Annotated in this window: 12 protein-coding genes; 1 reads left to right on the forward strand and 11 read right to left on the reverse strand. The window is 49.8% G+C overall.

From position 1 onward, the window contains the following. Positions 1 to 19: 19 nt before the first annotated feature. The 7 genes from M3630_RS05885 to hemA all read right to left on the reverse strand — a co-directional run bounded on the left by M3630_RS05885 (position 20) and on the right by hemA (position 7,055). Positions 20 to 496 (reverse strand): GyrI-like domain-containing protein, encoded by a 477-nt coding sequence (locus M3630_RS05885; protein ID WP_251251529.1) that lies wholly within the window; start codon positions 494 to 496, stop codon positions 20 to 22. A gap of 116 nt (positions 497 to 612) precedes the next feature. Continuing rightward, a complete protein-coding gene (hemL, locus tag M3630_RS05890; RefSeq protein WP_251251530.1) occupies positions 613 to 1,902 on the reverse strand; it encodes a glutamate-1-semialdehyde 2,1-aminomutase in 1,290 nt (429 codons plus the stop codon). Between the two features lie 7 nt (positions 1,903 to 1,909). Then, the gene (hemB, locus tag M3630_RS05895) at positions 1,910 to 2,884 is read right to left on the reverse strand and encodes a porphobilinogen synthase (RefSeq protein WP_064200736.1); all 975 of its coding nucleotides are present in this window, start codon (positions 2,882 to 2,884) and stop codon (positions 1,910 to 1,912) included. After that, positions 2,868 to 3,680, reverse strand: a complete 813-nt coding sequence (locus M3630_RS05900) for a uroporphyrinogen-III synthase (protein WP_251251531.1) — start codon at positions 3,678 to 3,680, stop codon at positions 2,868 to 2,870. The genes hemB and M3630_RS05900 overlap by 17 nt, the downstream gene beginning before the upstream one ends. Beyond that, positions 3,677 to 4,606: a hydroxymethylbilane synthase gene (hemC, locus tag M3630_RS05905; RefSeq protein WP_173608505.1), complete on the reverse strand. Its 930-nt coding sequence runs from the start codon at positions 4,604 to 4,606 to the stop codon at positions 3,677 to 3,679. The genes M3630_RS05900 and hemC overlap by 4 nt, the downstream gene beginning before the upstream one ends. 24 nt (positions 4,607 to 4,630) lie before the next feature. Continuing rightward, positions 4,631 to 5,449: a cytochrome C assembly family protein gene (locus M3630_RS05910; RefSeq protein WP_047072880.1), complete on the reverse strand. Its 819-nt coding sequence runs from the start codon at positions 5,447 to 5,449 to the stop codon at positions 4,631 to 4,633. 241 nt (positions 5,450 to 5,690) lie between these two features. After that, positions 5,691 to 7,055: a glutamyl-tRNA reductase gene (hemA, locus tag M3630_RS05915; RefSeq protein ID WP_047072881.1), complete on the reverse strand. Its 1,365-nt coding sequence runs from the start codon at positions 7,053 to 7,055 to the stop codon at positions 5,691 to 5,693. 232 nt (positions 7,056 to 7,287) lie between these two features. Between hemA and M3630_RS05920 the strand changes: the two genes are divergently transcribed. Then, on the forward strand, positions 7,288 to 8,229 hold the full coding sequence (locus M3630_RS05920; RefSeq protein ID WP_353057216.1) for a DMT family transporter: 942 nt from the start codon (positions 7,288 to 7,290) through the stop codon (positions 8,227 to 8,229). Between the two features lie 48 nt (positions 8,230 to 8,277). Here M3630_RS05920 and M3630_RS05925 read toward each other — a convergent pair whose 3' ends face one another. From M3630_RS05925 to lonB, 4 genes are all read right to left on the reverse strand, one after another. Continuing rightward, on the reverse strand, positions 8,278 to 9,630 hold the full coding sequence (locus tag M3630_RS05925; protein ID WP_251251532.1) for a protein O-GlcNAcase: 1,353 nt from the start codon (positions 9,628 to 9,630) through the stop codon (positions 8,278 to 8,280). Positions 9,631 to 9,669: 39 nt separating this feature from the next. Then, positions 9,670 to 10,317: a ribosome biogenesis GTP-binding protein YihA/YsxC gene (gene yihA, locus M3630_RS05930; protein WP_251251533.1), complete on the reverse strand. Its 648-nt coding sequence runs from the start codon at positions 10,315 to 10,317 to the stop codon at positions 9,670 to 9,672. After that, entirely contained in the window at positions 10,314 to 12,653 is a 2,340-nt protein-coding gene (gene lon, locus M3630_RS05935) for an endopeptidase La (RefSeq protein ID WP_251251534.1), read from the reverse strand. Before lon ends, yihA begins: the two co-directional genes overlap by 4 nt. A gap of 247 nt (positions 12,654 to 12,900) precedes the next feature. After that, positions 12,901 to 14,598: an ATP-dependent protease LonB gene (lonB, locus tag M3630_RS05940; RefSeq protein ID WP_251251535.1), complete on the reverse strand. Its 1,698-nt coding sequence runs from the start codon at positions 14,596 to 14,598 to the stop codon at positions 12,901 to 12,903. Positions 14,599 to 14,772: the final 174 nt, after the last annotated feature.

Consider the following 14,772-nt stretch of genomic DNA (forward strand, 5'->3'; position numbering starts at 1 on the left):
GGTGTTGTTTTCTTGTTTTTTACCGAAGCGGGATAAAAATTTCATACGCATTGTCGACGCGAGCAGACTCATGCACAGAGGGAGTGTACCGCTGGTCGTAGCGCTCCATGCGAAGGGCTTGGTCGTCCACTTGATGGCCATTCTCTTTGAGCCAGCCAAACAGACTGTGATATGTGTTTTGGACCTGTTCCATCGGTCCTGTGTGGGTAAAGCGAGCGTATGTCTTCGCTGGAATCGTAAACCCTACCATGCCCTCAGGGATCTGCTCAAAACGCTCGACTTCCACCACAATGTACTCGGTATACATTTGATACGTCCGATTCTCGTTGCTGATGTCGTAACGAACATCTGGTGAAATCACGAAAGGAATCTCATCCTGACGCTTCAAAAAAGTCTCCCACAGTTTGGGCATGTATTCGACAAGCATCGGAAAAGAACCGGAGAAGCTAAGTCCAATCAGATGTTTTTGCGGTACGTGAACAATCGTCCCTTCCATCTTTCCACCTCACTCCTCTGCATTTTCCTTCGTATTTTGACAGGGGGTGGAAAAATCCTGCAAAAAATCAAAAAAAGCACTTCCTGCATCAGCAAGGAAGTGCTTTTTTTGATTCTTTATTCAAACGCTTTTTTCATTGCTTTGTAGCTTGCTTCAATCGTCCGTTCGATATCTTCATCCGTATGAGCCAAGGAAACGAACATACCCTCAAACTGGGACGGCGGGATCATGATGCCTTCCTCGAGCAGATAGCTAAAGTATGCCGAGAAACGCTCCAGATCGGATGTTTTCGCTGTTTCATAGTTGATAACCGGCGTCTCTGTGAAGAACAGGCAAACCATGGAGCCTACGCGATTGAGCGTGTGCGGGATGCCCAGCTTCTTGGCATTGTCAGCCAAGCCTTCAGCCAAACGAGCGGACATCTTCTCCAAGCGCTCGTAAGCGCCTGGTTTGCTGAGCTCTTGCAAGGTAGTCAAGCCAGCAGCCATTGCCAAAGGATTTCCTGACAGCGTACCTGCCTGATAGATTGGTCCTGCTGGAGCCACTTGCTGCATGATCTCCCGTTTGCCACCGTATGCACCTACTGGCAAGCCACCACCGATGACTTTCCCCATCGTTGTCAGATCCGGAGTAATGCCGTACAGCTCTTGTGCACCGCCCAATGCTACACGGAAGCCAGTCATGACTTCATCGAAAATGAGCAGTGTCCCATGTTTCTCCGTAATTTCACGCAGTCCTTCGAGGAAGCCCGACTGTGGAGGAACAACCCCCATGTTGCCGCCGATTGGCTCCACAATAACTGCTGCCAGATCATCGCCAAACGTTTCAAATGCCAGTTTGACGCTTTCGAGATCATTGTAAGGAACCGTAATCGTGTTGTGTGCTGTTCCTTCTGGTACCCCTGGGCTGTCTGGCAGTCCAAGTGTAGCCACACCGGAACCAGCTTTGATCAACAGGCTGTCGGCATGACCATGGTAGCAGCCTTCGAACTTCATGATTTTGTTGCGTCTGGTATAGCCACGCGCGAGGCGCAGAGCGCTCATCGTCGCCTCTGTACCGGAGTTCACCATACGCACAACTTCCACAGATGGCACGATCTCACAAACGAGCTTTGCCATTTCGGTTTCCCGCGCAGTGGGTGCGCCGAAGCTGGTTCCAAGTGCAGCTACTTCCGTAATCGCTGCAAGGACCCGCGGATGCGCATGACCCAAGATCAATGGACCCCACGAGCCGATGTAGTCAATATAGCTGTTTCCATCGACATCAAAAATGCGGGAGCCTTCTCCTTTTGCGATGTAAACAGGATTGCCTCCAACGCTTTTAAAGGCACGAACCGGACTGTTAACTCCGCCTGGTATGTAATGCTGTGCTTCTGCAAATAACTGAGTAGATTTTTCTCTATTCATCTCGTGCTCACCTCGCCAGCCATTTTGCAACATCTTTTGCATGGTACGTAATGATCATATCCGCACCTGCGCGCTTGAAGCCAACCAATGTTTCCATAACGATACGCTCTTCATCGATCCAGCCATTCAAAGCTGCCGCTTTTACCATGGAATACTCTGCACTCACATTGTAAGCCACGATTGGCAGGTTGAAGTTCTCACGCAGACGAAGAACCATGTCCATGAAGGCAAGACCTGGCTTCACGATCAAGAAGTCCGCGCCTTCTTTTACATCGGAAGCTGCCTCGCGCAGACCTTCTCGTGCATTGGCTGCGTCCATTTGGTAGCTTTTGCGATCACCGAATTGTGGAGTAGAGCCTGCCGCATCGCGGAATGGTCCGTAGAAGGCAGAAGCGTATTTCACCGCATAGGACATGATCGGAATGTGCTCAAAACCAGCCTCGTCCAAAGCTTCACGGATTGCAATCACGAAACCGTCCATCATGTTGGAAGGTGCAATAATATCTGCTCCAGCTTTTGCTTGGGAAACAGCGGTCTGACCCAAAAGCTTCAATGTTTCGTCATTCACGACTTCGCCTTCGTGAATGACACCACAGTGACCATGATCGGTGTATTCACACAGGCATGTATCTGCAATCACGATCATTTCCGGATGGGCTTCCTTGATCAGACGCATCGCCTGTTGGGTAATCGCATCATCATTGTACGCCTCTGTTCCGCATGCGTCTTTATGCGTTGGTACCCCAAACATCAAAACAGCCTGAATGCCGAGAGCTACGATTTCCTTCATTTCTTCGGCAAGCGTGTCCAAGGAGAGCTGATACACGCCTGGCATGGACGGAATCTCATTCTTAATACCGGTTCCTTCCACTACGAACAACGGATAAATCAAGTCTTCCACCCGTACGTGGTTCTCCCGCACCAGATTGCGCATAGCCGCGCTTTTGCGAAGACGGCGATGACGGTCAAATGTTTGTGCCATGTCGATTCCCTCCCAGATTCTCTATAATAGCTGCTAGTAATCCTTCCACGGTGTACTCACTCGCTACCACATGAACAGAAAGCCCGTTATGCTTTGCGGTGTCTGCTGTTATTGGTCCGATACAGGCTATCTGAACATGCTTGAGCCAGTCTAACGATGCATAGGGCTCCATCGCTGCCATGAAATGTGTCACCGTTGAAGAACTGGTGAACAAGATGATATCGATGAGTCCTTGCTGGAGCTTTTCCGCTGCGTCTGGAGCCTGCTCTGCATCGATGACAGTGTGATACACGTCTACCTCTGTCACAGCAAGTCCCAAGCGAGCCAACTCCTTCGGCAGTGCCTTGCGGGCAATATCTGCACGAGGCAGCAGAACGCGCTGACCAGAAAGCAACTGATCATACAAGCTCGACAGCAAGCCCTCCGCCACGTAATCAGACGGGATGACAGCTACTTCGAGCCCGTGATGCTCAAGTGCCTTGGCCGTCTTCGGACCGACTGCTGCAATTTTGCCAGTGAATGCTTCAAGGCCTACCCCGACCTCGCGCATGCGCTCCCAGAAGAAGCGTACACCATTCACACTTGTGAAGACCACCCAGTCGTATGTTGGCAACTGGGTGATGGCTTCATCGAGCTTGGCAGTGTCCGTCGGCGGCATCATTTTTAACAGGGGAAATGCATACGCTTCTCCACCCAACCGCTCGATATGTTCAACGAGCTCGCGAACTTGACTTCTTGCCCGCGTGACCATGATGCACTTGCCAGTCAGCGGCTTGTGCGATCCGTGGACAATCATTGCTCATTCTCCCGCAATACTTGCGCAAGTACGTCTCCCGCTCCTTGTGCCAGAAGAGCTTCTGCCACTTGAATGCCAAGCGCTAACGGATCCTGGCCAGTCGCCGTGTTTTTGAACATTTGTTTTCCATCAGGGGAGCCAACCATTCCGGTCAACGTAATTTCATTGTTCTCTCCAACTGTCGCGTATGCGCCAATCGGCACCTGACAGCCTCCTTGGAGCTTGTGCAGGAAGCTCCGCTCTGCTGTTACCGCCAAGCGTGTCGGTGCGTCATCAAACTGCTTCAAGAGAGCGAGTGTCTTCTCATCGTCTGCACGGCATTCGATGGCAAGCGCACCTTGACCGACTGCTGGCAAACTGATTTCAACAGGCAGGAACTGCGAGATTTCGCCTTCAAAATTCACGCGCTCAAGTCCAGCCGCAGCGAGGATAATCGCATCAAAATTACCTTCCGCAAGCTTGCGTATGCGCGTATCAATATTTCCACGCAGAGATTCGATCTGAATGTCAGGGCGATGTGCGAGAATTTGTGCAGAACGGCGCAAGCTACTGGTCCCTACCAAAGCTCCTTGGGGCAATTCATCCAACGTCTTGCCGTCCTTGGAAAGCAGAACATCCCGAGGATCAACACGCTTCGGAATCGCGCCGATTACCAAGCCCTCTGGCAATTCAGCCGGCATATCCTTCAAGCTGTGTACGGCAAAATCGGTTTCCTTATCGAACAAGGATTGCTCGATTTCTTTGACAAACAATCCTTTTCCGCCTACTTTGGACAAGGTCACATCGAGAATTCGATCGCCTTTTGTTACGATTTCATGCAATTCAAAATCAGCTTCAGGTGCGAACCCCTTCAGTTTATCTACGACCCAATTCGTTTGGGTGAGCGCCAATTTGCTGCGACGCGTTCCCACTTTCCATTTTCCCATGACAGCCTCCTTGATGAACAGCTCCTACCACCAGTCGTGAAATGTAGAAGTAGTGAAGCCCAAAAAATTGATAAGCAGTAACAAAAACGCCAGGACGTTCCACTGCGCGAGTCTGCGCATCTGCATCGTATCCCGATAGCGTTGGTACAGCCACAACGAATAAATCGCAACGACGAGCACGGAGAGCACTACTTTTGAATCTAGCAGAAATTTCTCCGGCAAAACCATTTTACCCCAAATGATCCCTAATACAATCGAAAGCAAGAGCATTGGTACGCCGAGCATGTTCATTCGGTACGCGTAGCCTTCCAATTGATCGAGGCTTGGCAAACGCCTGAGCAACGGCGACCACCGTCTTCCCTTGAGCATTTTGTGCTGAAGCAAGTACATGGCCGAGAAGATCATGGAGAGCGAGAACGCCCCGTAGCTGAACATGGCCAGTGTCACATGCGTCAGCAATAGCTCAGAGGTCAAAATGCTCGATACAGCCTCAATCGGCGTTTCCGGCAAAAACATCGACATGACGAGCACGACGAACCCGATAATATTAGTAAAAAAAACCAGCAAATCAATCCGAAAAAAATAGTGAATGGCAAGCGACAAGCCTACCAGCACCCATGAATAAAAAAAGAGCGTCTCAAACAGCGTAATGACTGGAAAATACCCCTTCATGACTGCTTGCGAGACAAAAAATGCGGTTTGCAAGGCCCAAACGACAACAAGCAACCCGAAAGCCAGACGATTGACTTTCCGGTTGCTTTGCAAGAAGTCGTTAAAATAGAAGAGAACACTTGCAGCGTAGAGAAAGATCGTCAAGTCGTAGATCCATCTCACCTCGGCCATGCACTCTCTCCCCCACTTTCCCAATCGGTTTCTAACAGTGCGGTTCAAAAAGTTGCCTTTTTAGCACCGAGAAGATGGCGAGAACCGAACGAAGGAGGAGCGCAGTGTAGGTAATCTACATGAGCACCGGACTTCGGAGGTGAATGCCATATTCGATGTCGAATTAGCTTTCTGAGCTACTTCGTGATCAAAAGACGACTTTTTGAACAACCTCTAGTAGCAGATAGATTGTCAGGTCAGCTTAGTCAGGGAACCGGGAAGCCAATACCTGTTCCCGAGAAGAAGATGTCTGTTTATTTTTATCGTTAGCCCAGATTGCTTCCTGTTCTTTTCGCTCCAGGATCTCCTCCAACGCAAACATTTTCTCGAAAATATCCAGTACTTCTTCCCCGTCTTTGGTCGCTGCCATTTCCTTTAAACGCACGACCGGATCGTGCAACAGTTGATTGACAATGCCCTTGGTTGTCTTGCGGATGATGTGCATCTCCCGCTCAGACAGATTCGGCAGCTTGTTTTCGATTTTTCGCATCGCTTCGCTTTGGATCGTGTTTGCCTTGTCACGCAGTGCAGCGATCAGTGGCGCCACGCCAAGCGTCTGGTACCAGGTCGTGAATGCCACGATCTCTTCTTGAATCATGACATCCAGACGTTCCGCTTCACGAGAACGTTCCGCAACATTACTCGCAACGATTCCTTCCAGATCGTCAATATCATATAAAAATACGTTATCAAGATCATGCAAGTCTGGATTCAGGTCGCGAGGAACTGCGATATCCACCATGAACAACGGACGATGCTTCCGTTGTTTCATGATCGGAGCCAGTTCTTTTTTTCCGAGGACATAACCTGTCGCTCCGGTCGAGCTGATGACGATGTCTGCTGTGAGCAGTGCCTCTGGCAACTGCTCCATCGTACAGGAATCACCCTTGAACTTTTCTGCCAAAAGCTGCGCTCGTTCCAATGTACGATTCGCTACCATGACGCGTTCCGATCCATTCGCGTGCAGGTGCTTGGCGGTCAGTTCGCTCATTTTGCCTGCTCCGACGATCAGAACAGACTTCCCTGCGAAGGAACCGAATATCTTTTTGCCCAGTTCGACAGCAGCGTAGCTGACAGAAACCGCATTTTGTCCAATCGCTGTCTCTGTATGGGCACGCTTGGCGAACGTAATCGCTTGCTTGAATAAGGTGTTGAAGACAGTCCCTGTCGTTTGACGCTCCTGCGCCAACAGGAACGCATCCCGGACTTGTCCGAGGATTTGTGTTTCTCCCATTACCATCGAATCAAGACCGGAAGAGACGCGGAACAAGTGCTCGATTGCTTGTTCGTTCTCTTTTATATAGAGATGATCCTTAAATTGTTCTTTCTCCACGCCGAACCATTCTGCCAAAAAACGGCGGGTATAGTCTCGACCAATATTCGCCTGATCGCAAACGACGTAAATTTCCGTCCGATTGCACGTCCCCAGGATGATACATTCTGCGATACTCTTCGTCTGGGAGAGAAGATGAAGAGCGCGTGCTGTCCCGTCGTCGCTGAATGTAAACTTTTCGCGAATTTCGACAGGAGCTGTTTTATAGTTTAGACCCAGCAAAAGAATATCCATAATGTCCTCCCAGAATACCAAACCTGTTAGCGGCATATGTAAAATGCACTATTATTATATCATTATGTCCCGAATCGGATAGGAGTAATTGTGAAAAGTTTTTTAACGGAGTGCACTTTGGGTATATCCTGTATAATCCGCTTGCGTTCCTTCCGGGAATACCTTATGATGTCGGCTATACATGAAGTAGAAGAAAAATTGCGAAAATGTCAGAAAGGAGAGGAAAGAAGCTTTGAGAAAACCATGGATGGCAGACATAACGCTGCTCCTCGTTGCTTTTATCTGGGGAACCACGTTTTTGATCGTTCAGCAGGCAATCGCATCGCTGCCTCCCAATACGTTTAACGCTGTTCGTTTTACCATTGCTGCGTTATTTTTATTGATCATTTATTTCATCCGCAATCGTCATCGTGGGCAGATCTCTGAATGGAGAGGGCCACTGCTTCGTGCCGGCGTCATCCTCGGTTTTTGGCTCTGTTTGGGGTACGCCTTTCAGACAGTAGGACTTTTGTATACATCGCCGTCCAAAGCTGGATTTATCACTGGCTTATCTGTGGTATTGGTGCCGCTCTTCTCATTTTTGCTCTTACGTGAGCGTGTCAAACCATTCGCTATCGTCGGTGTGATTCTGGCAGCATTCGGCTTGTATTTGCTGACGCAGAACCAGTCATTCTCCTTTAACCTTGGTGATGCCCTGATATTCTTCGGTGCAATCTGCTTCGCCATGCAAATCGTCTCTACAGGCAAATACGCACCTCGTTTTGCAGCCTTGCCCCTTGCCATTACGCAATTAGGCACGGTAGGTGTAATGAGCTGGCTGTACGCTTTTTTCTTTGAGGATTGGAGTCGTGCTTTTGATCCGGCGATCTTGTTCATACCCGAGGTGGCCTTTGGTTTGATCGTCACTTCTATTTTCGCCACGGCACTGGCCTTTCTCGCGCAGACAGCCTTGCAAAAGCAAACCAGCTCGACACGGGTCGCTCTCATTTTCGCCTTGGAGCCTGTATTTGCAGCCCTCACCTCCTACGTCTTTATTCATGAAGTACTGAGTGGAAGACAGTTAACCGGATGTCTCCTGATTTTCACCGGCATGATTCTCGCAGAACTGCCGATTCAAGAATGGTTGCGGAATTTCCGTCAGAGAAAACCCAATGACGGGCGTGAATCCGCCTGATGCGAAAAGCAAAAAAGTTCCTTCACCCATGCGGGAAAGGAACTTTTTTTATGAGCTCTTCTTAACCTCTAGCATTACCGCATCCACAAAAAGTTGCATGACCGGTCCGCACACTTCTTGCGGGTAACGCTCCGTTCGTTTGAGCCACTGTTTGAGCCGGAGCAAGTGATAGGCTGCTTGTGGAAGTCTTCCTCTTGTCCCATGATCGATGAGAGCGACTGCCGAAAGACCGACTTTGGTCCACAGATGGAACTTCTCCAACCATGGCCTCGTTTCTTCTGCAAGCTTCCCATTCGTCATCCCTGCCAACAGCTTGTCAGCCGCCGCCTCCATCTTCTGGAAAAGAGCAGTCAAATCGGCAATGGCTTTTTGCCGATCTCCCTGCAAAAAATGAAAGCGGAAGGTCAGGATCGCTTCCAGCAATCGCGGCGATTCCACCTCGCATAAAAACGAGCTTTGCACGTTATCCGCAAAGGTGAAGAAAGCATCCGCATCCTTTTGTCCCGCTACTTCCTCGACCGCTTGTTTCCATACTGTATCAGGATCGTAGCCGATCGGATCTCGCAAATAAGCTGCCGTCGTAATCAAAGGAATCTTCGAGCATTCTGGTCTGGACATCGCATTCGCCACATAACCTGCCGCGTATTGCCACAGGTCAGGGTCACGGTGACGCAATGGACCGATATGTAGTTCGTTCGCCATGGCCAAATCATTCACCGGGTAGTTGTCCCAATAAAATGGCTGATGACCCGTGTACTCTTGGAAACGAATCGCATCGCCGTCCGTCAGATAGGGCGAACAGACGAATCGTCCCGTCCAGAACAAATCGATTTCTGGCGGCAAATGCTGACCGAGGTACATGATGTACGCTTCTTTTCCAATCCCATTGTATTGCGTAGGACAGACAACCAGCTTGACTGGATCGCCCCAGCTGCGTATCAAATCCCACACGTAAAGCGTCGTATGGGCATGCGCTTCCGCCAAATGGGCAAACTCGGCTACATCCTTGTCATGCAACAGGTGCATGGGGATATCATCGAACAATAGCGCAAAGTAACGCACACCACGATCATACAAATCCCGATACTTCCTGCCCAACAGCTCCAAGTGCTGACGATTCGTATATTCCATGCTGAGTCCAGGACCCAGACAATAAATAAACTGCATGTTATGAGCCTTTGCCCGCTGGATCAGCTCATCTAACTGTTGATTGGCTTTCGCAGGAAGCGGCTCCATCCAGCGTTCCCGCAGATACTCGTCATCTTTGGGAGCATAGAAATACGCGTTGTAATCATATCGGTGCAAAAAGTCGATCATATCCAGCCGCTCTTCATGTGTCCAAGGTGTTCCATAGAAACCTTCGATCACACCACGTACAGCAAAGCAAGCACTCCCGCTCACTCAGATGCTCCCTTCCCCACGACGAATTGGGTCTAAGAATTACTCATTGGCTGGAGCAGTCTCTTCATCCATAGCAGCCGTCTCCCTTGCCATTTCCTCTCCAGCACGGATACGACGCATGATTTCTGCCCACAGTTCATCCTTGCCCTGACCTGTCTCCGAGGAAAATACAATGATCGTATCATCCCCGCGCAAATTCAGGCTTTGACGGATGACCTTCGTATGCTGCATCCAACGCCCGCGAGCGATTTTATCACCTTTCGTCGCTACGACTACGGTAGGAATCCCGATTTGCTTGCACCAATCGTACATCGCAACATCGTCTTTACTCGGAGCATGGCGAATATCAACCAGTTGAATAATGAAACGAAGCTCTTTCCGGTTTTTCAAATAGCCCTCGATCATTTTTCCCCATTGTTCCTTGATCGTCTTCGCTACCTTTGCATACCCATAACCCGGGAAGTCAACGAAGTAGAGCATTTGATTGACACGGAAATAGTTCAATGTCTGGGTTTTACCCGGACGAGAACTGATCCGGGCTAGCCCTTTGCGATTCATCATTTTATTGAGCAATGATGATTTTCCTACGTTCGAGCGTCCTACCAGCGCGATCTCATGGAGGCCATCCGTCGGATACTGCTTCGGTCCAACCGCGCTGATAATAAACTCTGCTGATGTTACTTTCATGCTTTGTCACCTACTGGCTGTTTAGTTAGCGCGTGACGCAGCACTTCATCTAAATGATCAACTGGATAGAATGTCAGTTCACCACGTACGCTCTCCGGAATATCCTCGATATCCTTCTCGTTGTCTTTTGGCAAAATGATCGTGGTTAAACCTGCACGGTGAGCAGACATGCATTTTTCTTTCAGCCCGCCAATTGGCAGAACCCGACCTCGCAACGTAATCTCCCCGGTCATCCCCACTTCTTTTTTCACAGGGATTTTCGTGAGGGCGGATACGAGTGCGGTTGCCATGGTAATCCCAGCAGACGGACCATCTTTTGGAATCGCCCCTTCTGGAAAGTGGATGTGGATGTCGTTCTTCTCGTGGAAGGAAGGATCAATTCCCCACTGCTCTGCACGGGAGCGAATATAGCTGAATGCAGCCTGCGCAGATTCCTTCATGACGTCACCCAATTTTCCTGTCAGGGTGAGCTTTCCTTTTCCAGGCAAAATGCTGACTTCTACATTCAGCGTATCGCCGCCTGCCTGTGTCCAAGCCAGACCCGTAACGGAGCCGACTTGATCTTTTTTCTCCGCCAGTCCATAGCGGTAGCGCGGTTTGCCGAGCAGTGTCTCCAACGTCTTGGCTGTAACCACGACTCGCTTCTTCTCACCGCCCACAATCAGCTTGGCAGCTTTGCGGCATACGTTGGCTGCTTCGCGATTGAGGTTACGAACCCCCGCTTCCCGCGTGTACAAACGAACGAGCTTCAGCATCGCATCGTCGTTCATTTTCAGCTTATCTTTGCCCAGACCGTGATCCTGCATTTGCTTCGGCAGTAGGTAATCACGCAAAATGTTCAGCTTTTCCAGTTCGGTATAGCTGGAAATCGAGATGACTTCCATCCGGTCCAAAAGCGGACGTGGAATCGTATCGAGACTGTTTGCAGTCGTAATAAACATCACGTTCGTCAAATCATAGGTCTCTTCGATGTAGTGGTCACTGAATTTATCATTTTGATTTGGATCGAGTACTTCGAGCAGGGCAGACGCAGGGTCTCCGCGGAAATCGGATGCGAGCTTGTCGATCTCATCCAGCAAAAAGACAGGATTAATCGTACCGGCTTGCTTCATTCCTTGTATGATTCGTCCTGGGAGAGCACCTACATACGTACGGCGGTGACCGCGAATTTCTGCTTCATCGCGTACTCCACCCAAGGAAATGCGAACGAATTCACGCCCGATTGCACGCGCTACGGAACGGGCCAGAGATGTTTTTCCGACACCCGGAGGACCTACCAGACAAAGGATTGGTCCACGCATGGAGTTTACCAGCTTTTGTACTGCCAAATACTCCAAAACGCGCTCCTTCGGTTTATCCAGGCCGTAATGATCTTCATCGAGTACTTGCTGCGCATGATGAATGTCCAGATTGTCCTCTGTCGTCTTCGTCCACGGCAGCGCAAACAAGGTATCGATATACGTGCGGATAACCGAGCCTTCCGCAGAAGTCGCCGGCATCTTTTCCAGACGCTCGAGCTCCTTCTCGATCTTCGCTTTGATTCGCTCAGGAGCGTCGGACTTTTCGAGCTGAGTACGCAGCTCATCTACTTCGCCCTGGCGTCCGTCCTTGTCGCCCAGCTCTTTTTGGATAGCTTTCATTTGCTCACGCAGGTAATATTCCTTTTGCGTGCGCTCCATCTGTTTCTTCACGCGGTTGCCGATCTTGCGCTCCAGCTCCAGTACCTCGCGCTCGTTGTTCAAAATGGTCAAAAGAATTTCGAGACGTTCCTTGATGTTGGTCGTCTCCAAAATTTCTTGTTTGTCCTTCATCTTGAGCGGCAAGTGCGAAGCAATCACATCCGCCAAACGTCCCGGTTCCTCAATGTCCTGCACAGAGGTTAGCGTCTCTGGAGAAACCTTTTTGGACAGCTTGATGTACTGCTCAAAGTGGCCCAGCAAAGAACGCATCAAGGCTTCCACTTCGTTTTGCTCTGTTTTTTCATCTTGCAAATATGTAATCGACACGACGAAATAATCTTCCTGCTGAAGATACTCCTCGATCTTCGCGCGCTGCAAGCCTTCTACCAATACACGGATTGTCCCATTCGGCAGCTTCAGCATTTGTTTCACACGCGCAACGGTACCAATACTGTAAATTTGCTCAGCATCTGGCTCTTCTATATGGACCTCTTCCTGTGTCGCAAGCAAAATCTTGTTATCGTCTACCATGGCTTGCTCCAATGCGCGGATGGACTTTTCCCGTCCAACGTCCAAATGGAGTACCATTGTCGGATAAACAAGCAATCCTCGCAACGGGAGAAGCGGTAATTCTCGTTTACCGGAACGTTCGCCCAAGCGGATGCACCTCTCCTTGTTGATCTACCCTCTTGCAAAGAGCCTTATAACAGACAAAAACGGCCCTCAAAGCCGTTTTTCTAACGCCCACCCAGCCCCAAAAACGAGACAAAAAAGATCATACACAACCATTTTTTGTGGAGCTCGTTTCAGGCTGGGCAAGGCCTCAGGCTCTTTGCAAGCAGAAGCTTTTTTCCATTGTAGCGCAAACACAATCCGATGTCTAATCCGCGAGCATACCCGACTGTTACAGGGATAGCGGAGAGGAAGCGAGATCCTCTGCTGGGATTTGCAAAGTAAATCCCGTCGCCTCTGCTTCTTGTATAGCAGCTTGCGGTACAGCTAGCTCAATTACTTCAGAGACGGTAGACACCGGAATGACTTCGATCCCTTTCATGTCGGCAAAAATACTTTGCCAGTTTTCCTGGGGAATGAGGACTCGGGTCGCTCCCGCCTGTTTAGCAGCCTCCACCTTTGCGACTACACCCCCAACTGGCTTTACCTTCCCATGAATACTCACTTCACCAGTCATAGCCAGTAAATTATCAACAGGCTGATTCACAATCGCCGAGTAGATCGCAGTGGCAATGGTAATGCCCGCAGAAGGCCCATCCACAGGGATGCCTCCCGGAAAATTGATATGCAGATCATAATCATACGGACGGACGCCCATTCTGTTCAATACAGTCAAAACGTTTTCGATCGAGCCTTTTGCCATCGACTTCCGGCGAATCGTCCGGTTGCGGCTGCCCATTTCCTCTTCCTCTGCCATTCCTGTCATCGCCATTCGACCTTGACCCGGAATAGCTGTAGGTGAAGCAGTCACTTCCAGCTCCATCACACTACCCATGTTCGGACCGTACACAGCAAGACCGTTGACCAATCCGACCTGCGGTGCATCATGCACCTGCTTTTCGGGGCGAGGCGATTTTTGACTGCTGTGCATCACCCATTCCACATCGGCAGCCTGGATGTCCTGGCGTTCTTCCGTTAAGGCAATGCCCGCAGCGATTTGCAATGTATTGATCGCTTCACGTCCATTGGTCGCGTATCGCTCGATCACGGAAACAGCGCTGTCTTCTATATTCATATTCATTTTAGGAACAGCTGTACGCACGATACTCCCAATTTCCCCAGCCTTCAATGGGCGGAAAAAGATTTCCAGGCAACGGGAACGAAGCGCAGCAGGCAGTTCTTCTGGCAACCTCGTCGTCGCTCCAACCAGACGGAAGTCGGCGGGCAAACCGTATTTGAAAACGTCATGAATATGCGAAGGAATTTGGTTATTTTCCTCGCTGTAGTAAGCACTCTCCAGCATGACTTTGCGGTCTTCAAGAACCTTTAGTAACTTATTCATTTGAATAGGATGAAGTTCCCCTATTTCATCAAGAAAAAGCATACCACCGTGCGCTTTCGTCACTGCACCTGGCTTTGGTTGCGGAATCCCCGCCTGCCCAAGCGAGCCTGCCCCTTGATAGATCGGATCATGTACAGAGCCGATTAACGGATCAGCAATCCCGCGCTCATCAAAACGAGCAATCGTCGCATCGATTTCAATAAACTTGGCATCAGAAGAAAACGGCGATAGCTGATTTTTCTTCGCTTCTTCCAGCACGACCCTAGCCGCTGCGGTCTTGCCTACACCAGGTGGTCCATAAATAATGACATGCTGCGGGTTGGGACCACACAAGGCGGCACGCAACGCACGAAGCCCATCTTCTTGTCCTACAATTTCTTCCAAAGTCGCTGGTCTTGTTCTCTCTGACAGAGGTTCTGTCAACGCAACCATTCTCATTTTACGAATGGAATCCAGATCCTTACGCGATTCCTTTTCGGTTGAGGTTTTCGTGTTTCTCTGCGCTCGCAGCAAGTTCCAAAAGTAGGTGCCGATCACGATACCAACAACCACTTCAATGACAGCAATGACCAATGTCGTATAGTCCATATGCAGTCCCTCCCATGCGTCTTCGCTTGCGGTCAACTTTTGTCCCCCAAGAGAGAGGAACACGTTCATGACCGTTTTGTGCATATGCAAAGCTTCTCTTGAACGATATCAAGTAGTATTGCCCCGCAAGCGTAGACGTAAACCAACAACTAAAAAACCACCTCGCTTATCGCG

Source organism: Brevibacillus sp. MER 51 (assembly GCF_023714195.1).
Taxonomy (GTDB): Bacteria; Bacillota; Bacilli; order Brevibacillales; family Brevibacillaceae; genus Brevibacillus.

Bases quoted from the DNA above. Each gene is read 5' to 3' on its own strand.
- M3630_RS05885 (WP_251251529.1), bottom strand. From the start codon at position 496: ATGGAAGGGACGATTGTTCACGTACCGCAAAAACATCTGATTGGACTT.
- hemL (WP_251251530.1), bottom strand. From the start codon at position 1,902: ATGAATAGAGAAAAATCTACTCAGTTATTTGCAGAAGCACAGCATTAC.
- hemB (WP_064200736.1), bottom strand. From the start codon at position 2,884: ATGGCACAAACATTTGACCGTCATCGCCGTCTTCGCAAAAGCGCGGCT.
- M3630_RS05900 (WP_251251531.1), bottom strand. From the start codon at position 3,680: ATGATTGTCCACGGATCGCACAAGCCGCTGACTGGCAAGTGCATCATG.
- hemC (WP_173608505.1), bottom strand. From the start codon at position 4,606: ATGGGAAAATGGAAAGTGGGAACGCGTCGCAGCAAATTGGCGCTCACC.
- M3630_RS05910 (WP_047072880.1), bottom strand. From the start codon at position 5,449: ATGGCCGAGGTGAGATGGATCTACGACTTGACGATCTTTCTCTACGCT.
- hemA (WP_047072881.1), bottom strand. From the start codon at position 7,055: ATGGATATTCTTTTGCTGGGTCTAAACTATAAAACAGCTCCTGTCGAA.
- yihA (WP_251251533.1), bottom strand. From the start codon at position 10,317: ATGAAAGTAACATCAGCAGAGTTTATTATCAGCGCGGTTGGACCGAAG.
- lonB (WP_251251535.1), bottom strand. From the start codon at position 14,598: ATGGACTATACGACATTGGTCATTGCTGTCATTGAAGTGGTTGTTGGT.